General features: G+C 69.9%; 21 protein-coding genes. 13 read left to right on the top strand and 8 right to left on the bottom strand.

Translation table 11 applies throughout. The annotated features are described in order from the left end of the window. Window positions 1-44 precede the first annotated feature (44 nt). The 7 genes from hemQ (at window position 45) to KOE53_RS12210 (ending at window position 7,311) form a co-directional block, all read left to right on the top strand. Window positions 45-752, top strand: a complete 708-nt coding sequence (hemQ, locus tag KOE53_RS12240; protein ID WP_188058673.1) for a hydrogen peroxide-dependent heme synthase — start codon at window positions 45-47, stop codon at window positions 750-752. Next, the gene (locus tag KOE53_RS12235; protein ID WP_188058672.1) at window positions 749-1,903 is read left to right on the top strand and encodes a ferrochelatase; all 1,155 of its coding nucleotides are present in this window, start codon (window positions 749-751) and stop codon (window positions 1,901-1,903) included. Before hemQ ends, KOE53_RS12235 begins: the two co-directional genes overlap by 4 nt. Window positions 1,904-1,908: 5 nt before the next feature. Next, window positions 1,909-3,009, top strand: coding sequence for a hydroxymethylbilane synthase (gene hemC / locus KOE53_RS12230; protein WP_370566980.1), 1,101 nt, complete (start codon window positions 1,909-1,911; stop codon window positions 3,007-3,009). Beyond that, a complete protein-coding gene (locus KOE53_RS12225; protein WP_188058670.1) occupies window positions 3,006-3,863 on the top strand; it encodes a uroporphyrinogen-III synthase in 858 nt (285 codons plus the stop codon). Before hemC ends, KOE53_RS12225 begins: the two co-directional genes overlap by 4 nt. Next, a complete protein-coding gene (gene hemB, locus KOE53_RS12220) occupies window positions 3,860-4,849 on the top strand; it encodes a porphobilinogen synthase (RefSeq protein WP_188058669.1) in 990 nt (329 codons plus the stop codon). The genes KOE53_RS12225 and hemB overlap by 4 nt, the downstream gene beginning before the upstream one ends. Then, a complete protein-coding gene (hemL, locus tag KOE53_RS12215; protein WP_188058668.1) occupies window positions 4,846-6,177 on the top strand; it encodes a glutamate-1-semialdehyde 2,1-aminomutase in 1,332 nt (443 codons plus the stop codon). The genes hemB and hemL overlap by 4 nt, the downstream gene beginning before the upstream one ends. Window positions 6,178-6,273: 96 nt before the next feature. Continuing rightward, a complete protein-coding gene (locus KOE53_RS12210) occupies window positions 6,274-7,311 on the top strand; it encodes a GNAT family N-acetyltransferase (protein ID WP_188058667.1) in 1,038 nt (345 codons plus the stop codon). Window positions 7,312-7,364: 53 nt separating this feature from the next. Here the strand turns inward: KOE53_RS12210 and purQ are convergent, their stop codons facing one another. The 4 genes from purQ to KOE53_RS12190 all read right to left on the bottom strand — a co-directional run bounded on the left by purQ (window position 7,365) and on the right by KOE53_RS12190 (window position 10,267). Then, window positions 7,365-8,066, bottom strand: coding sequence for a phosphoribosylformylglycinamidine synthase subunit PurQ (purQ, locus tag KOE53_RS12205; protein ID WP_188046398.1), 702 nt, complete (start codon window positions 8,064-8,066; stop codon window positions 7,365-7,367). Beyond that, the gene (gene purS / locus KOE53_RS12200; RefSeq protein WP_188046399.1) at window positions 8,066-8,326 is read right to left on the bottom strand and encodes a phosphoribosylformylglycinamidine synthase subunit PurS; all 261 of its coding nucleotides are present in this window, start codon (window positions 8,324-8,326) and stop codon (window positions 8,066-8,068) included. Before purS ends, purQ begins: the two co-directional genes overlap by 1 nt. Window positions 8,327-8,399: 73 nt before the next feature. Continuing rightward, window positions 8,400-9,272, bottom strand: a complete 873-nt coding sequence (locus tag KOE53_RS12195) for a VOC family protein (RefSeq protein WP_188046428.1) — start codon at window positions 9,270-9,272, stop codon at window positions 8,400-8,402. A 116-nt stretch (window positions 9,273-9,388) separates the two neighbouring features. Further along, entirely contained in the window at window positions 9,389-10,267 is an 879-nt protein-coding gene (locus tag KOE53_RS12190; protein ID WP_188058666.1) for a phosphoribosylaminoimidazolesuccinocarboxamide synthase, read from the bottom strand. A 61-nt stretch (window positions 10,268-10,328) separates the two neighbouring features. Between KOE53_RS12190 and KOE53_RS12185 the strand changes: the two genes are divergently transcribed. Then, the gene (locus KOE53_RS12185; protein WP_188058665.1) at window positions 10,329-10,769 is read left to right on the top strand and encodes an SRPBCC family protein; all 441 of its coding nucleotides are present in this window, start codon (window positions 10,329-10,331) and stop codon (window positions 10,767-10,769) included. Here the strand turns inward: KOE53_RS12185 and purD are convergent. Next, window positions 10,766-12,016: a phosphoribosylamine--glycine ligase gene (gene purD / locus KOE53_RS12180; protein ID WP_188058664.1), complete on the bottom strand. Its 1,251-nt coding sequence runs from the start codon at window positions 12,014-12,016 to the stop codon at window positions 10,766-10,768. The genes KOE53_RS12185 and purD overlap by 4 nt on opposite strands. 37 nt (window positions 12,017-12,053) lie before the next feature. On the opposite strand from purD, the gene KOE53_RS12175 reads away from it, so the two are divergent. From KOE53_RS12175 to tatA, 3 genes are read left to right on the top strand one after another with little or no spacing between them, the layout of a single operon-like run. Next, window positions 12,054-12,428: a sterol carrier family protein gene (locus KOE53_RS12175; RefSeq protein WP_188058663.1), complete on the top strand. Its 375-nt coding sequence runs from the start codon at window positions 12,054-12,056 to the stop codon at window positions 12,426-12,428. A 19-nt stretch (window positions 12,429-12,447) separates the two neighbouring features. Next, the gene (locus KOE53_RS12170) at window positions 12,448-12,798 is read left to right on the top strand and encodes a hypothetical protein (protein ID WP_188058662.1); all 351 of its coding nucleotides are present in this window, start codon (window positions 12,448-12,450) and stop codon (window positions 12,796-12,798) included. 33 nt (window positions 12,799-12,831) lie between these two features. Next, window positions 12,832-13,053 carry a twin-arginine translocase TatA/TatE family subunit gene (gene tatA / locus KOE53_RS12165; protein WP_206348616.1) on the top strand — a complete coding sequence of 74 codons (222 nt, stop codon included), beginning with the start codon at window positions 12,832-12,834 and terminating at the stop codon, window positions 13,051-13,053. 79 nt (window positions 13,054-13,132) lie between these two features. Here the strand turns inward: tatA and purF are convergent, their stop codons facing one another. After that, window positions 13,133-14,593 (bottom strand): amidophosphoribosyltransferase, encoded by a 1,461-nt coding sequence (gene purF / locus KOE53_RS12160; RefSeq protein ID WP_188058661.1) that lies wholly within the window; start codon window positions 14,591-14,593, stop codon window positions 13,133-13,135. Window positions 14,594-14,692: 99 nt separating this feature from the next. On the opposite strand from purF, the gene purM reads away from it, so the two are divergent. Further along, window positions 14,693-15,802: a phosphoribosylformylglycinamidine cyclo-ligase gene (gene purM, locus KOE53_RS12155; RefSeq protein WP_188058660.1), complete on the top strand. Its 1,110-nt coding sequence runs from the start codon at window positions 14,693-14,695 to the stop codon at window positions 15,800-15,802. Window positions 15,803-15,897: 95 nt separating this feature from the next. Here the strand turns inward: purM and KOE53_RS12150 are convergent, their stop codons facing one another. Next, the gene (locus tag KOE53_RS12150; protein ID WP_188058659.1) at window positions 15,898-16,128 is read right to left on the bottom strand and encodes a DUF3073 domain-containing protein; all 231 of its coding nucleotides are present in this window, start codon (window positions 16,126-16,128) and stop codon (window positions 15,898-15,900) included. A 119-nt stretch (window positions 16,129-16,247) separates the two neighbouring features. Here KOE53_RS12150 and KOE53_RS12145 point away from each other — a divergent pair, with 119 nt between their 5' ends. Continuing rightward, window positions 16,248-16,910, top strand: a complete 663-nt coding sequence (locus tag KOE53_RS12145; RefSeq protein WP_353055654.1) for a hypothetical protein — start codon at window positions 16,248-16,250, stop codon at window positions 16,908-16,910. Here the strand turns inward: KOE53_RS12145 and KOE53_RS12140 are convergent. Beyond that, on the bottom strand, window positions 16,907-18,124 hold the full coding sequence (locus KOE53_RS12140; protein ID WP_251364330.1) for a DUF445 domain-containing protein: 1,218 nt from the start codon (window positions 18,122-18,124) through the stop codon (window positions 16,907-16,909). The genes KOE53_RS12145 and KOE53_RS12140 overlap by 4 nt on opposite strands. Window positions 18,125-18,212 lie beyond the last annotated feature (88 nt).

Here is an 18,212-nt window from a genome sequence, read left to right as displayed (position 1 = left end):
TTGAGCAGCACTTTCCAGCGCAGCCCCTGAAAGGAATCATCACCATGACCACTCACCACTCGGTCGAAGCCGCAGAGCCGGCCGCCGCCGGCTTCACCCTCTGGGCGGTGTTCCGCCGCGCCCCTGGACGGACAGAAACGCCTGCAGCACCGATGGCATCGGCGATCGACGAGCTCGGGCGTGCGTCCGATCGGGTCGCTGCCAGCGGCGTCACTATCCGCGGCTGGTACGACGTTTCTGGGCTGCGCGCCGACGCCGACCTGATGGTGTGGCTGCACGGCGATACCGCCGAGGTGCTGCAGGCGGCGCTTCGCGAGCTGCGCCGCACCGAGCTCCTCGCTCCGCTTTTGCCGACCTGGAACGCGCTGGGGGTGCACCGCGACGCCGAGTTCAACCGGGCGCACGTGCCCGGTTTCCTGCGCGGGGTCGAGCCGCGCGACTGGCTGGTGCTGTACCCATTCGTGCGCGACACCGAGTGGTACCTGTTGCCCGAAGCCGAACGCGGCCGCATGCTCGCCGAACACGGCCAGTTGGGCGCCCAGTTCCGCGGCGTCGTCGCGAACACGGTCGCGTCTTTCGCGCTCGGCGACTACGAGTGGCTGTTGCCCCTCGAGGCGGACGAGCTCACCGAGCTGGTCGACCTGATGCGTGCCCTCCGCGCCACCGACGCGCGGCGCCACATGCGGGAAGAGACCCCCTTCTATACCGGGCGTCGCATCTCGGTCGCGCAGGTCGCCCAGGTGCTGCGATGAGCCGCGCCCAGTTCGCGACCGAGCCCGCCGAGTACGACGCACTCGTGCTCTTCGGCTTCGGCGGGCCCGAGGGGCAGGACGATGTCATTCCGTATCTGCGCAACGTGACGCGGGGCCGCGGGATCCCGGACGAACGCCTCGAGGAGGTCGCGCACCACTACCGTCACTTTGGTGGGATCAGCCCGATCAACGAGCAGAATCGCGAACTGCGGGCCGCGCTCGAGGCCGAGCTGCGCGCGCGCGGGAGCGACCTCCCGGTGCTGTGGGGAAACCGCAACTGGGACCCGTACTTCCCGGACGTCCTGCGCACGGCTTCCGTGGACGGCCACCGGCGCGTGCTCGTGCTGCCGACAAGCGCGTTCGCCTCGTACTCGGGGTGCAAGCAGTACCAGGAGAACATCGATTCGGCGCTCGCTCCGCTGGGGCACACCATCGTAGCCGACAAGGTGCGACCGTACTTCGACCACCCCGGCTTCCTGGACCCCTGGATTTCCGCCACCCGCCGCGCGATCGACGAGCTGTGCGCGCGCACGCCAGGCCTCGATCCGCAGCGCGACGTGCGCGTGCTCTTCGCCACGCACTCGGTGCCGAGCTCGTACTCGGGGGAGTTTGGCCCCGACCTCGCTGCCCTTGACGGGCGCGGCGCCTACGAGGCGCAGCACCTCGCCGCGAGCGCGGACATCGCCGAGGCGGCGTGCCCCGGGGTGACCTGGGACCTCGTGTACCAGTCGCGTAGCGGACCGCCCAGCCAGCCGTGGCTCGAGCCCGACATTAACGACGCGATCGAGGAGCTGCCAGCACAGGGCGTCAAGGCCGTCGTGATCGTGCCCGTCGGCTTCGTCAGCGACCACATGGAGGTGCTCTGGGATCTCGACACCGAGGCGCTGGACACCTGCGCGCGCCTCGGCCTCGCGGCCATCCGGGTGCCGACACCAGGGGTCGACCCGACGTACGTGCGCGGGCTCATCGACCTCGTGTTCGAGCGCCGGGACGGGGTGCCGGTCGCTGACCGTCCGTCACGTACGACGCTCGGGCCCTGGTTCGACGTCTGCGGCGAGGGCTGCTGCGACACCCCGGAGCGGATGGCGCAGGTGCAGGCTCGCGACGGCCGCGCGGCGGCGACCGCGCAGCCCACTGAGGCGCATTCGTGAACGAGATCACGGTCACCCGAGACCCGCTCGCGGCCCGCGAGGGACTCATCAGGATCGGCACCCGCGGCAGCCTGCTCGCGGTCACCCAGACCACGGGCGTCGCCCGGCTGATCGCCCAGGCAACGGGGGTGGAGGTCGCGCTCGTCATCATCACCACGCAGGGCGACACCTCGCCCGCGCCGCTTGCGCAGCTCGGGGGAACCGGCGTGTTCGTGAGCGCGCTGCGCGACGCCCTGATCGCGGGCAGGTGCGACCTTGCGGTGCACTCGCTCAAGGATCTGCCCACGGGGGACTGCCCCGGCATCATTCTCGGCGCAATCCCGCCCAGGGTCGACCCGCGCGACGCCTTCTGCGGCCGCGACGGGCTCGCCCTCGGCGAGCTCCCGCCCGGCGCGCGCGTCGGCACGGGATCCCCGCGTCGGGGTGCACAGCTCAAGCGCTCGCGCCCCGACCTCGAGGTGTGCGATCTTCGCGGCAACGTCGACTCCCGCCTCGCGCGGGTGGGCGCGGATCTCGACGGGGTGGTGTTGGCCGCCGCCGGGCTGACCCGCATCGGGCGTGACGCCGCGATCACCGAGTACTTCCCGCTTGCGAGTACGCCGACCGCTCCGGGGCAGGGCGCGCTCGCGATCGAGGCGCGCTCGGAAGACGCGTTCGTCGGGCTGATCGGGCAGGGGCTCCGCGCCCTCGACGACCCGGAAGCGCGCGCTTGCGCGCTCGCCGAGCGCTCGATGCTTGCCGAGCTTGAGGCGGGTTGCCAGGCGCCGGTGGCCGCCTGGGCGCGCCTGGCCGACGGCCGGCTCACCCTCTCGGGGGCGGTCTACCGACCCGACGGGAGCGAGAGCCGCGAGGCACAGCAAGCGATCTCCTGGCCCGGTTCCGCGCAGGATCCGGATGATCACGCGGACTCGACCCCGAGCTCGCGCACTGGCCCCTTGCCTGACGCTGACGCCGACGCCGCGGCCACGGGGCTCGGCATCGCGATCGCCCGCGAGCTGCTCGCACACGGCGCGGCCGAACTGGCCCCGCTGACCCTGCTCACCGGAGCCAGGCTGCGCGCACACGCGGGCGCCCCACTCGCACACTCCACGAAGGACCAACGATGATCCCGTTCCTCCCCTCCCCGCCCTTGCCGCTTCGCGGCCTGCGCATCCTCATCCCGCGCGGGGGTGACCTGGGTGAGGCGCTCCGAGAGAAGGTCGCCGAGCGCGGGGGCATCGCCACCGTGGCGCCGCTGCTCGAGACCGTCGCGCCCAGCGACGCCGTCGCGTTCGATGCCGCCGTCGCACGATGGAACGCGGGCGCGTACGACTGGATGGTGGTGACGAGCGCGACCACGGCGTCGGTCTTGCAGCGCGCGGGCGCGCGGGCGCAGCCGGGCGCGAAGACGGCGGTCGTCGGCCCGGTCACGGCCGCGGCGATGCAGCTGGTCGGGTTTCGGATCCACGTGATTCCCGGTCGCGACTTCTCGGGCGATGGGCTCGCCGTCTCACTGCTCGCCGCGATCCCGAGTGGCGACCGGCCGGCGCGGATCCTGTTGCCCGTCTCGGAGCTCGCCGACACCCGGCTCGAGCGGGCGCTCCGCGCCGCCGGCCACGAGGTGGATCGCGTCGGCGCCTATTCGACCGCGCAGGCCCCCGAGGTCCCGGGGCTCCGCGAGCGCATCGCGGGCGGCGGCATCGATGTCGTTCTCGTGACGAGCGGGTCCGCCGCACGCGCGGTCTCCGCGAGACTGACGCCGCTCCCGAGCACCACTCGGCTCGCAGCCATCGGCCGGCCCACCGCCGCCGCCCTCCTGGCGGAGGGGCTGCGGGCCGACGTGGTCGCCGAGCTGTCCACCACGGACGGGCTCCTCGACGCGGTGTCCTCGGAGTTCCTCGCCGGGCACGAGGCGGCCGCCTCCCACGCGGAAGATCCCGCGATTCTCGACCCCTCACCGTTATCAGGAGAGTCCTCATGAACCCGCTAGATCAGACTGCCCAGGCAATTCGGCCCCGGCGGCTCCGGCGCACCCCGGCGCTTCGCCGACTCGTCGCCGAGACGCGGCTGCACCCGGCGGAGCTGATCCTGCCCGTCTTCGTGCGTGAGGGCATCGACGTGCCGCGACCCATCTCGGCCATGCCCGGGGTCGTGCAGCACACGATGGACTCGCTGCGAGCGATCAGTGCGCAGGCCGCCGAGGCCGGGCTCGGCGGCATCATGCTGTTCGGCGTGCCCGCGGCGCGCGACGCCACCGGGAGCGCGGCGGACGCGCCCGACGGGATCCTGAACCGAGCGCTCGCCGCGGTGAGCGCCGAGGTGGGCGACGCCCTGGTCGTCCAGGCCGACCTGTGCCTGGATGAGTTCACCGACCACGGCCACTGCGGCTTGCTCGACGAGCGCGGCGAGGTCGACAACGACTCGACGCTCGAACGATACGCATCCATCGCTGTCGCGCAGGCGCGGGCCGGGGCCGAGGTGCTCGGTCTCTCGGGCATGATGGACGGCCAGGTGCGCCGCGTGCGCGAGGCGCTCGACGGCGCCGGCCACGCCGACACCGCGATCCTGGCGTACGCCGCGAAGTACGCCTCGGCGTTCTACGGTCCGTTCCGCGAGGCGGTCGACTCGCAGCTGGCGGGCAATCGTCGGGGCTACCAGCAGGATCCCGCCAACCGCCGCGAGGGCCTGCGCGAGGCGCAGCTCGACATTTCCGAGGGGGCCGACATCGTGATGGTGAAGCCCGCGCAGAGTTACCTCGACGTGCTCGCCGACGTGGCCGCGACCAGCCCGGTGCCCGTCTGGGCCTACCAGGTGTCGGGGGAGGCCGCGATGATCGAGGCCGCCGCCGCGAACGGCTGGATCGACCGCCGGGCGGCGATCGAGGAGTCACTGATCTGCATCCGCCGGGCGGGGGCGGACGCCGTCCTGAGCTACTTCGCGCTCGAGATCGCGGGGTGGCAGCGATGAGCGGGGCGGAGCAGTCCTCCCCGGTCAGCGCGGGCTTCGCCGAGCGGGCGCGACGCGTGATCGTGGGCGGGGTGAACTCCCCGGTGCGCGACTTCGGCGCGGTCGGGGGCACTCCGCGTTACCTGGTCAGCGGCTCGGGCGCGTGGGTCACCGACGCCGACGGGCGCGAGTACGTCGACCTCGTCGCGGCCTGGGGGCCGGCGCTGCTGGGGCATGCGGACCCGGCGGTCATCGAGACGGTGCAGCAGGCGGCGGCGCGCGGCCTCGGCTTTGGCACTTCGCACCCGAGCGAGGCCGAGCTCGCCGAGGAGATCACGGCGCGCGTGCCGCACATCGAGCGCGTGCGGCTGGTGTCGACGGGCACCGAGGCAACGATGACCGCAATTCGCCTGGCGCGCGCGGCGACGGGCCGCTCGCTCATCGTGAAGTTCGCCGGCCACTACCACGGCCACTCCGACGGGCTGCTGGCGGCCGCGGGGTCGGGGCTTGCGACCTTCGGGCTGCCGGGATCCGCCGGCGTGACCCCCGAGACCGCTGGCCAGACGCTCGTGCTCCCGTACAACGACCCGGCGGCGATCGAGGCGGCGTTCGTCCAGCACGGTGACCGGATCGCCGCGATCATCACCGAGGCGGCGGCCTGCAATATGGGGGTTGTGCCGCCGGATCCCGGCTTCACCGCGGCGATCACCGCCATCGCCCACAGCCACGGGGCACTCATCATCAGCGACGAGGTGCTGACCGGGTTCCGCGCGGGCCCAGCCGGATATTGGGGCCTCGAACAGGCCCCCACTCCCGATCTGGTGACGTTCGGCAAGGTCGTGGGCGGCGGGCTCCCACTCGCCGCGGTCGGCGGCCGGGCGAACATCATGGAGCTGCTCGCCCCGCTCGGCCCCGTCTATCAGGGCGGGACGCTGTCGGGAAACCCCGTGGCGGTCGCCGCGGGGCTCGCGACCCTGCGCGGGGCGGACGACGACGCGTATGCGCGGCTCGGCACGGCGGCGGAGCGCACGATCGCGCTCGTGACGGACGCCCTGAGTGCGGCCGGCGTCGCCCACCGAATCCAGCGCGCGGGGACGCTGTTCAGCGTGTTCTTCGCTCCGGGGCCGATTCGCACCTACGACGAGGCCCGCGCGCAGCACTCTGGGCGCTATCGCGCGTTCTTTCACGCGATGCTCGACGGTGGGGTGCACCTGCCGCCGAGCCCGTACGAGGCCTGGTTCGTTACGGCGGCGCACGATGACCGCGCAATCGAGCGCATTGCCCAGGCGCTGCCTGCCGCGGCGCGGGCCGCAGCTGAACTCCCGGAGGCGCTTCCCGCGGAGGACTGATGCTGCGCGCGCCCTGATGTGCCCGCCCGGCCCTGACCTCTGAGCCCAGCCCCCATCCCGCGATCGAGTGGCGGCTCGCGAGAGTAAGCTACGCGGGTGACCCCGTCTGCCGCGCCCGTGTTCCACATCCGCCCCATCGACCCGGCCGAGTACGCGCGCGAGACCGATCTGGTCCGCGCGGCCTACGCGGCGGGTCCCTACCGGGACGAGCTGGCGCACGACGAGGCGTGGGCCGCCACGGAGCAGGACAGCGCGGGCCGGGACGCCGCGGGCCGGATCCTCGTCGCCGTCGCCGGGGACAGGCTGGTCGGCGCGGTGACCGTGCTGCGCGGCGGATCGGCCTATGCGAAGCTCGCGGGCGCCGGCGAGGCCGAACTCCGGCTCCTCTCGGTGGCGCCCGAGTCCCAAGGAGCGGGCCTCGGCGCGGCCCTCACCCGCGCCGGCATGGAGCTTGCGCTCAGCTGGGGGTCGACCGTGGTGCGGCTCGACACCGGCGTGAAGAACCCCGCAGCGTCGCTCTATGAGCGGCTCGGCTTCGAGCGCACGCCCGAGTTGGACGCGCGGCTCGACGAGATGTCTTATGGGTCCTCGCTCAGCTATGTCTACCCGCTGCAGGGGCGCGCTGACGTATGCGTGCGTGAGATCCGGGCCGAGGAGATCTCAGCGGTCAGCGAGCTCGTGCTGGCCGCCTACCGCGACGACTATGCCGGGCTGCCGGATGGCTACCTCGCGGAGATCGCGAACGTGGCCGAGCGCGTCGCCCAGCATCAGGTCTGGGTGGCGGCGGAGCGTGCCACCGGCGTGCTGCTTGGCACGGTCACGACTCCCCGGCCGGGCGAGACGCTGAGCGAGGTCGCGCGGCCGGGGGAGATGGACCTGCGCCTGCTGGGGGTCGCCGGCCGTGCACGCGGCCGCGGGATCGGCTCGCTCCTCATGCGCCACGGGCTCCGGCTCGCCAGGATCCGGGGCAACTCCCGCGTCGTACTGAACACGAGCACCGACATGGTGGCGGCCTACGAGCTCTACGAACGGATGGGGTTCGCCCGGATGCCGGAGCGCGAGTTCGACATCGAACGCCCGGACGGCACGACCCTCCGACTGCTCGCGTACGGGATCGACGCTTCGGCCGGCTAAACGAACAAAGCGGCCCCGGGACGAATCCCGGGGCCGCTCTGTGTGCGTCGTGACTACGCGGCGCGGGCCGCGAGCGCCTCGACTGCCGCCTCAAAGAAGCGCAGCCCGTCGAGGCCCGAGCGCATGGCCTCGGGCGTGTTCGGGCCGAAGCCCGGCTCGACGGCGTGCTCGGGGTGGGGCATCAGACCGACGACGTTGCCGCGCTCGTTCGTGAGCCCCGCAATGTCGTTCAGTGAGCCGTTCGGGTTGACGCCCGCGTAGCGGAACGCGACGAGGCCTTCGCCCTCGAGCCGCTTGAGCGTCTCGTCGTTCGCGACATAGCCGCCGTCGCCGTTCTTGAGCGGGATGACGATCTCTTCGTTCTTCGCGAACTTGTGCGTCCACGCGGTGTCCGCGTTCTCGACGATGAGCTTCTGATCGCGGCGAATGAACTGCTGGTTCGCGTTGCGGATCAGGCCGCCGGGAAGCAGCTTCGCCTCGACGAGCACCTGGAAACCATTGCAGATGCCGAGGATAGGCATGCCCGAGTTCGCGGCGTCGATGACCTCGGCCATGATGGGCGAGACCGCGGCGATCGCCCCGGGGCGCAGGTAGTCGCCGTAGCTGAATCCGCCGGGCAGGACGATCGCCTCGACGCCCTGTAGGTCGTGGTCGGCGTGCCAGAGCGCGACGGGCTCGGCGCCCGCGAGCCGGATCGCGCGCTGCGCGTCACGGTCGTCGAGCGAACCGGGGAAGGTGACGACGCCAATCTTCATTACGCGCCCGCTTCCTCGGGGAAATGGATCGCGACGACGTCCTCGATCACCTGGTTTGAGAGCACCTGTTCGGCAACCTCGCGGGCGGCGGCACGCACCTCGTCGGTGATGGGTCCGTCGACGGTCAGCTCGAAGCGCTTTCCGACGCGCACGCCGTGGAACTGGCCCTTCCCGAGCCGATCAAGCGCACCTGAGGTGGCCTTGCCCTGCGGGTCGAGCAGCTCGGCCTTGGGCATGACTTCAACAACAATCGTGGGCACCGGTGGCCTCCGTATTTCGCGGGCTTCGGGCTAAATCAGCCGGGAGAGCGCGCGACGCGCTTCCGGGACCAGTCTACAAGGCGTTTTCGCCGTCGATTTCCCGTACCCGCACCCGGTTTCGCCAGGGGTCGAGCACGGTGAGCTCCGCGCCGTCGAACTCGCGCGCGATCCCGGCGGCCGCGAGGCGTGCGTCGAGCGCCGCGAGCGCCTCGCTGGATCCGCCGGGGGTGCCGTCGCCCGGCAGCTCGATGCGGACCTCGCCGAGGCCCAGCGCGGGCGTGCGGTCGGTGGCGCCCTTCGATTCCCATGTGTTCATGCCGAGGTGATGGTGGTACCCGCCGGCCGAGACGAACAGCGCCTGGGAGCCGTACACGTTGGTGACGTCAAAGCCCAGGGTGTCGACGTAGAACGCCTTCGCGGTGGGAATGTCGCCGACCTTGAGATGCACGTGGCCCACTGTCGCGGGGGTGTCCGCCACGGCGGCCGCGCCCTGCTCGGTCAGGTGCTGCTGCAGGTAGCGATTTGGGTCGAGGAACGCCGAGCCCATCTGCACCCCGCCGCCCGTCGGCAGCTCCCGCCACTGGGCACGCGGGCGATCGACGTACAGCTCGACACCGTTGCCCTCGGGGTCGCCGAAGTAAAACGCCTCGGACACGAGGTGGTCGCTCGACCCCTGGAACTTGCCGGGGGAGTGCCGGGCCGCGGCGTAGACGACCGAGGCGAGCTCGGCGGCCGTGGGGAACAAGAACGCCGTGTGGTACAGCCCGGCTGCCCCGGCGGGGGCCATGGCGAGGCTGCCGTCCTGGTCGAGCAGGATCGTCGCGACGCCCTGCCGACCGAGCGCCGCGGTCCCCTTCTCGTGACGGAGCACTTGCATGCCGAGGCCGCGGTGGTAGAAGTCGATCATCGTGTCGAGGTCGCGCACCGTGAGGGTGACGGCGCCCATGCCGGTGGCATCGGGGAGCCGGCGCTCGGAATCAGGAGTCTGCAAGGGGTCCGCCTTTCGCTGGGTACCCCTAGTAAAACACTTGAATCTTCAAGTGTCTAGAGAGCGTGTGAAATCTATTCGCCCGTCAAGCGCGTCAGCAGCTCGCGGTAGCGATCCTGCGTTTGCGCCACGACCTCGGCGGGGAGCGCCGGGGGAGTGCCGGTGCCGTCCCAGTTCGCCGAGAGCCAGTTGCGCACGATCTGCTTGTCGAAGCTCTCGAGCCGGGCGGCACCCGTCGCGCCGCCGGTGTAGACGGCCGCGTCCCAGTAGCGACTCGAGTCGCTCGTGAGCACCTCGTCCGCAAGCACCAGCTCGGTGGAGCCGGGGACGACCCCGAACTCAAACTTGGTGTCCGCCAAGATGATCCCGCGCTCGGCAGCCCGCTCGCGCGCCGCCGTGAAGATCGCCAACGAAGCGTCGCGCAGCGCGGTGGCGTACTCGCGGCCGACGAGCTTGACGCTCTGCTCGAAGGTGATGTTTTCGTCATGCTCGCCCATGGGGGCCTTGTAGGCCGGGGTGTAAATCGGCTCGGGCAGCAGGTCGCCGTCGGACAGGCCCGCGGGCAGCTCGATGCCGCACACCGCGCCGGTGGCGACGTACTCCTTGTAGCCGGAGCCCGTCAGAGCGCCGCGTACGACGCACTCGACGGGGAACATGTCGAGGTGGCGCGTGACCATCGCGCGGTCCGCGACCGCCGCGGGGGCAGCGGGACCGCTCGGGTCGAGATGGTTCGCGACGTCGAGGCGAGCGAACCACCAGCGCGACAGCGCGGTGAGGAGCGCGCCCTTGCCAGGAATCGGCGGCTCGAGCACGTGGTCGAAGGCGCTGACGCGATCGCTCGCGACCACGAGCAGGTGCGTCCCGCTCCCGTCTTCGGGAACGTAGAGGTCGCGGACCTTGCCCGAGTAGGTGTGGCGCCAGCCGGGGAGATCGAGAGTGGAAGAGTTCGTCACACTCTTATTCTGTCACCACGCGGCGCCCGCTATTGTGGGGAGCCAAGGAGAAGGAGGCGGCATGATCCCGGTCGGTCCTGTCACCGCGCGTCGCCACCTCGAGGCGCCGCGCGAGTCCGTGTGGCCGTGGCTTGCGGATCCTGAGCAGCGCGCAAGCTGGTGGCCCGACCTTGAGATCGAGCCCCGCGTCGGAGGTCGTGTCGCCGAGTACTGGGCCGAGGGTGAGGGCGAGGACCGCGTCGAACGCGACGCCGCGGGCGACGTCGACGTGTGGATCGTCGGGCACGCGATCGGATTCCGCTGGAGCGCGGCCGGCGACGAATCCGCCACCTCAGTGTTGATCTCGCTCTTGTCGGACAGCGGCGAGACCATCGTCACGGTCACCGAGACCGGCTTCGACGCGTTCTCTGACGCCGCATATCGGGTCCGCGCCTCAGCCGAGGGCTGGGACATGCTGCTCGACGACCTCGTCGCCGCTGTCAGCGCAGACAGCGACCGCTAGGCGACCCGAGCCGCGATATCTGTGCGGTGCTGGCCACCCGCAAGCCCGATGAGCTCGATCGCCGCGTATGCGCGCGCTCGCGCCTCGGCGAAGTTCGCGCCGCGCCCGACCACCGACAGGACACGCCCGCCGGTTGCGACCCAACCGCCGTCCGCGTCGCGCGCGGTCGCGGCGTGCACGAGGTGAACGCCGGGCATCGCGTTTGCCTGCGCCAGACCCGTGAGCTCGCGCCCGGTCGCGATCTCGCCGGGGTAGCCCTCGCTCGCGAGTACGACCGTGACGGCAACCTCGTCCGAGAACTCAAGCGGAGCGAGCGTGTCGAGCGCGCCGTTGGCCGAGGCCAGCAGCGCCTCGCTGAGCGGCGACGCGAGGCGCGGCAGCACGACCTGCGTCTCGGGGTCACCGAAGCGCGCATTGAACTCGATGACGCGGACGCCGTCCTTCGTGACGATGAGGCCGCAGTAGAGCAGGCCGACGAACGGGGTGCCCTCGCTCGCGAGCTGGCGCACCGTCGGCAGCGCGACCGTCTCGGTGATTTCCTCAACGAAGCCCTCGGGCAGCCACGGCAGCGGAGAGTACGCGCCCATGCCGCCGGTGTTGGGGCCCTCGTCGCCGTCGAAGATGCGCTTGTAGTCCTGCGCGGGGGTGAGCGGGCGCACTGAGGTGCCGTCCGCGAAGAAGAAGAGCGAGACCTCCTGGCCATCGAGGAATTCCTCGATCAGCACTTCGCCGTGGGGGGCCCAGGTGGCCACGTGATCGAGAGCCGCCGCGCGGTCCTCGGTGACGAGCACGCCCTTGCCTGCCGCGAGGCCGTCGGCCTTGACGACGTAGGGGGCGCCGTAGGTGTCGAGCACGGTGGCCGCGGCCTCGACGGTTGCCACGCGCTCGGCGCGGCCCGACGGCACGCCGGCCTCGGACATGATGCGCTTGGCGAAGGCCTTCGAACCTTCGAGCTGAGCGGCCGCGGCGTCGGGGCCGAACACGGGTACGCCCATCGCGCGCAACGGGTCGGCCACGCCCGCGACGAGCGGCGCCTCCGGCCCGATCACCACGAGATCAAAGCCGGTGGCTTCGACGAAGCCGGCGACCGCGGACGGGTCGGTAATCGCAAGCTCGGCCGTTTCGACCTCGGCGGCGATGCCGGCATTCCCGGGAGCGCACACGACTTCGTGGCGGGTCTCCTCGCTCAGCAGCGCACGGACAATGGCGTGTTCGCGGGCACCCGAGCCCAGCACGAGAATCTTCACACCCTCAGGATACCGGGGCGCGGGCTAGGCTCGCCCCATGGCAAATCGCAGGATCCCGATATTGGACGGCCGCGCCGCGCTCGCGCAGGCGGTTTCGGGCGAAACTACCCGGGCGGTGCAGGCGACGGCCGTGCGATATCTGCTCGAGGAACTCGCCGAACGGGCCCCCGGCGGGACACTCGAGGTGCGCGTGCCGCCCTTCGGCGCGACGCAGTGCATCGCCGGCCCGAAGCACACCCGCGGCACCCCACCGAATGTGGTGGAGATGGACGCGGCGACCTGGATCGCCCTCGCCACGGGCTCGCTTGCGTGGGACGACGCCCTGCGCGACGCGCGCGTCGTCGCCTCGGGCACCCGAGCGACGCTCGCCGGACTGCTGCCCGTCGTGCGCCGTCCAGCGGGCGCCGAGTAATTCCTGCGAGAATGGGGATATGAGCACCCCTGAAGTCGATCCCGTCGAAGCTGGCGTCGAAGCTGAGCTGCCGCACGAGCCAGTCGTCGTTGCCGAGCAGGAGGTCGAGGTGACGATCGAGCGCTCGGTGCGCTACGGCAGGATCCTGATCGGTGGGGCCATCCTCGGCGCCGCGCTCGCGAGCCTCGCGAGCGTGTTCTTCCCGATCGCGCTCGAGGCGGACTACTCGATGGCCCAGATCATGGGCTTCATGCTGTTGATCGGTGCCGCGATCGGGCTGAGCCTCGCGGGTATCCTTTCCCTCATTCTCTCGGCCGCCGCACAGCGTCGCCGAGGTACTGCCGTCGCGATTCAGTCCGACGTGCGATAATGACCACACACTGACGATCGGAGCGATCTCCTCATGCTTGGAAACCTGTCCGGATGGCACCTCGTTGTCATCCTCTTCATCATCCTGTTGCTCTTCGGTGCGCCGAAGCTTCCGGGTCTCGCCAAGAGCCTCGGGCAGTCGATGCGGATCCTGAAGAAGGAAGTCTCGAACACCGAGACCTCCACGAACGCAGACGCAGCGGGCGCGAGCAACGATGCTGCCGCCCCGAAGAAGGACGAAGCCGCCGGCGCCTAGCCGTCAGCGCCTCGTTAAACGGGCGCCGCCCCTGGAAGTCACTCCAGGGGCGGCGCCCGTTTTTTTCGCCTTCGCGGCGCTAGCTGCGTTGGTTGTCCTCGACCCAGGCGAGGTACTCGGCGTCGATGTCGCCCGCGAGGTACTCGCCCGTGAAGCAGCTCATCTCGAGTTCCTCCACCGCGTCCTGCCCGGCGAGGATGGCTCGGCTCATGTCCTCGACCCGCTGATAGATCAGCTGGTCAGCGCCGAGCTCGCGAGCGATCTCGTCGTAGGTGCGACCGTGCGCCACCAGTTCGGTGCGGGTCGGCATGTTGATGCCGTACACGTGGGGGAAGAGCACGGGCGGGGCCGCCGACGCGAAGGTCACCCGACGGGCGCCCGCGGCGCGCGCCATCTCGATGATCTCCCGCGACGTCGTGCCGCGAACGATCGAGTCGTCCACGAGCAAGACGTGCTTTCCCTTGAACTCGACGCTCATCGCGTTGAGCTTCTGGCGCACGCTGCGCTTGCGGACCGCCTGCCCGGGCATGATGAAGGTGCGGCCGACGTAGTGGTTCTTAAAGAACCCCTCGCGGTACGGCAGGCCGAGCTTTTGCGCGACCTGCATCGCGCTCGGGCGAGCCGAGTCCGGGATCGGCATGACCACGTCGACGTCATCGATCGACATCTCGCTGACGATCTGGTCAGCGAGCGCGTCGCCGAGGCGCAGGCGCGCGTCGTAGACCGCGATGCCGCTGAGCACCGAGTCGGGGCGGGCGAGGTAGATGTATTCGAATGCGCAGGGCACGAGCCGGGGCGTGGTCGCGCACTGACGTGAGCGCATCTCGCCGCCGGGGGAGATGAGGATCGCCTCGCCGGGAGCGACGTCCCGCACGATCTCATAGCCGCCGGACTCGAGTACGAGCGACTCCGAGGCCACGATCCACTCTTCGCGGTGCAGCTCGGTGTGGCGGCGCCCGAGCACGAGCGGCCGTATCCCGAGAGGGTCGCGGAAGGCGAGCAGGCCGTGGCCGGCGATCATCGCGATCACCGAGTACGAGCCCTCGACGCGCGAGTGCACGCCGGCGACCGCGTCGAACACCTGCGCGGCGTCGAGCGAGAGCCCGCCGATGCTCGACTGCAGCTCGTTCGCGAGCACGTTGAGCAGCAGCTCGGTGTCAGAGTGGGTGTTCAGATGACGGCGATCGACGTTGTACAGCTCAGCGGCGAGCTCACGCGTGTTCGTCAGGTTGCCGTTGTGGACGAGCGTGATGCCGTAGGGCGCGTTGACGTAGAACGGCTGGGCCTCTTCGTCGCTGGCCGCGCTGCCGCGGGTCGTGTAGCGCACGTGGCCGAGGCCGACATTGCCTACAAGCATGCGCATGTCGCGGGTGCGGTACGCCTCGCGGACCTGTCCCTTGACCTTGACCATATGGAACTGGCTTCCGTCGGCGGTGGCGATGCCGGAGGAGTCCTGACCGCGATGCTGCAAGAGCAGCAGGCTGTCGTAGATTTGCTGATTGACGGGCTGAGTTGAGACGACGCCGACGATGCCGCACATGCGCTGAGCTGACTCCTTGGAGTGGGGGAGATCCCTCGGTGGGAAGGCGTATCCAGTCTCGCACACCGCACACCTTTCCGAGCGCGCTAGGCTGGACACGTGAGCGAGAACGCATCGATCTATGCCGAAGCTGGAGTCGACACTGCCGCAGGTGATGTCGCAGTTGAGCTAATGAAGTCCGCCATCGCGCGGACCCATGGCCCGCAAGTGCTGGGCGGAGTAGGTGGGTTTGCTGGTCTCTTTGACGCGACGGCACTCACCAAGTACCGCCGGCCGTTGCTGGCGACGTCGACCGACGGGGTCGGCACGAAGGTCGCCATCGCGCAGGCGATCGACAAGCACGACACCATCGGGCAGGATCTCGTCGGCATGGTCGTCGACGACATCATCGTGGTGGGAGCCGCCCCCCTGTTCATGACCGACTACATCGCATGCGGGCGCCTCGTGCCCGAGCGCATCGCGGACATCGTGCGTGGTATTGCCCTCGCCTGTGAGGCCACGGGCACCGCGCTCGTCGGCGGCGAGACCGCCGAACATCCCGGCCTGTTGGGCGTCGATGAGTACGACGTCGCGGGCGCCGCGGTGGGCGTGGTCGAGGCGGACCGTCTGCTCGGACCGGATCGCGTGCGGGACGGCGACGTCGTCATCGCGATGGGCGCCTCCGGGCTGCACTCGAACGGTTACTCGCTCGTGCGACACATCCTCGCCAAGAACGACGTGCTCTTCACCGACCACAGCGATGACCTCGGCATGGGGTACGGCGAGGCACTGCTCGAGCCGACCATGCTCTACACCGGCCCGCTCCTGAAGGTCCTCGAAGACCCGGCGCTCGACGGCGCGGTACACGCGCTCAGTCACGTCACCGGCGGCGGCATTGCGGCCAACCTGGCACGCGTCCTCCCGACCGGATCCTGGACCGAGGTCGACCGCGCCTCGTGGTCCCCGCTGCCCGTCTTCCGTCACCTCGCCGAACTCGGTGAGCACACGCTCCCGAGCCTCGAGCAGGCCTGGAACCTGGGCATTGGCATGTTCGCGGTCGTCGAGGCAGCCCGCGCTGACGCGGTGCTCGCCAAGCTGCGCGAGACTGGCCTGACCGCCTGGACCGCCGGCACGATTGCGACGTCAACGCGCGACTTCACGGGGTTTGAGCAGGGCGCGAAGGGTGTCAACGGCGGCGCTGTTCGCCTCATCGGCGACTACCGCAGCTAGCAGAAACGGCGAAGGCCCCAGCGAACCGAGGTTCGTATGGGGCCTTCACTCACACCGCGCTGCTGGGGTTGAGGTCAACTCACGGTTGAGGCAACTCAGCGTTCGCTGTCGTCGTCAGAATCGTCGTCGTCGCCGTTGTACTTCTCGGCGTACTCCGACCACAGGTCAGGTTCCGGCTCTGCGACACGTTCCGCTACCGGCATCTGCGTGTGATGATCGGGAATTCCGAGCTCACGCTCCAGAGCGGAATAGTTCGTGTCGGGGCTGAAATACTTCAGTTCCCGAGCGACCTTTGTGTGCTTCGCTTTTTGACGGCCACGCCCCATGCGAGACCCCCTTACACATTCGGGCCCCGCGGGAAATGGGCCGCGAGGCGAGGCTAATACTCGTGAATACGATTTGGTCCGAGCTTAGCATGGTGGACCCCCCGAGTAACATGAGGCGGGTGACCGACGCTACGCCCCGACCCCGACGAAATCGCACCCGAATTGTATTGCTCGTGCTCATTGCCGTCGCCGCAATCGTACTGGTGCTCGTCGCGGCGATCGTTCTCCCGATTTTCACGCACCAAAACTCCGGCGGCTCGGGCCAGGTGGCGTCCGAGGGCTTCCCCGATTCCGTGTCGGCGGACGGCGCGGACGGCCGCACACGCACCCTCTCCGCACAGACTCCGGACGGCGCGAAGGTGGACCTGTCGCAGCTGTCGCCCGGCGATGAGGTCTTGGTGACCGGCTCGGGCTTCAATTCCGCAAACGGCATTTATGTCGGCTTCTGCCGGATTCCCGACAGCCCAGAGGTGAAGCCGTCGCCTTGCCTCGGCGGCATTCCCGAGGACGCACGAGCGGAAAAGGAGCACCCCGCAGCAGGCGCAGACGCGGCAGAGAGCGTCTGGCTCACTGACAACTGGGCGTGGCGATCGTTCGCCACCGGGGGCTTCGACGACGGCGAGAAGGGCACGTTCACCGCGCGGTTGGTCGTCCCGGAGCCCGAGGCGAATGGCCTCGACTGCCGGGCGGAACGCTGCGGCATCACGACGCGCAACGACCACACGGCCGCCGCCGACCGGGTGCAGGATCTGCACCTCGCGATCGGTTTCGCCGAAGACTAACCGACCAGCGGAGCGATCACGAGCTGCGCGAAGGTGAAGATCGCGAGTCCGGCGAGCGATCCCACAATGGTGCCGTTGATCCGAATAAATTGCAGATCCTTGCCGATCTGCAATTCGATCTTCTCCGCTGCTTCCTGGGCGTCCCAGCGCTGCACGGTCTCGACGATCACGCCGCTGAGGTCGGCGCGGTAGGTCCGCACGAGGTGCTCGGCGACGCCCATGACCCAGACGTCGACCTTGTACTGCAGGGTCGGATCCTGCTCGAGCTTGTGCCCGAAATCCTGGGTGGCGCGCGCGATGCGGCGGCGCAGCTCGCTCTCGGGATCCTGCAGCATCTCGACCAGCGCTCCGCGGGCGGTGCTCCAGGTGCTCGCCGCGAGGGCGCGCACCCGTGGGCTGTCGAAGACCTCGCGCTTGTACGACTCGAGCTGCTCGTTCAGCGACGGCTTGTCGCCGAGGTCGCGGGCAAGATCCTGCAGGAACTGACCGACCGCAAGGCGGAACGGGTGGTCGTGCTCGGAGCGAATCTGGCGGGCGAAGCGGACCGCCTCGGAGTGCAGGCGGTCGTCGACGAATCGGTCGACGACGCTCGGCACCCAGCTCGGCAAGCGTGAGGAGACGACCTTGTCGAACACGCGAGGGTTCGCCTCGAGCCAGTCGCCCAGGTGATCGGCGGCAATGTCGAGCAGTGCCTCGTGGTGGCCGCCGGCGACGAACGACTCGGTGGCGCGCCCCAGGGTCGGCCCCCAGGCCGGTTCGATGACGTGCTTGCGCACGAGTGCCTCGATGAGCTCCTGCACGTCCGAGTCATTCAGGACGGTGAGCGCGCCGAGCCCCACGCTCGCGACCGCGTCGGCGACGCTCTTGGCGTGCTTCTCCTGGCCGAGCCATTCGCCGGCGAGCCGAGCACCGCTGATCCGAGACAGCTTCTCGTGCACGACCTCGTCCGAGAGGAAGTTCTCTTCGACGAATGAGCCGAGCCCCGCGCCAATTTCGTCCTTCTTGTGCGAGATGAGGTTGGTGTGGGGGATGGGCAGGCCGAGCGGGCGGCGGAACAGCGCGGTGACGGCGAACCAGTCGGCGACGGCGCCCACCATGCCGCCCTCGCTGGCCGCGCGAACATATGCCAGCCACGGCACGTACTCTTGGAAGGCAAACGAGACGACGAACACCACTGCCATGGCGAGCAGCAGGCCGAGCGCGATCGCTTGCATGCGCCGCAGTCCTGCCAGGCGCTGAAAATCGTCGGGCGTAACGGCACCCAGAGTGCGTGAGGATCGGGCCAGGGGCATTCCCTCATTA

The sequence above is a fragment of the Leucobacter sp. CX87 genome, from assembly GCF_018682295.1.
In the GTDB taxonomy this organism is placed as follows: Bacteria; Actinomycetota; Actinomycetes; order Actinomycetales; family Microbacteriaceae; genus Cx-87.
Note: the sequence above shows the minus strand (reverse complement) of the source record. Positions and strands in the feature narration are given on the sequence as shown.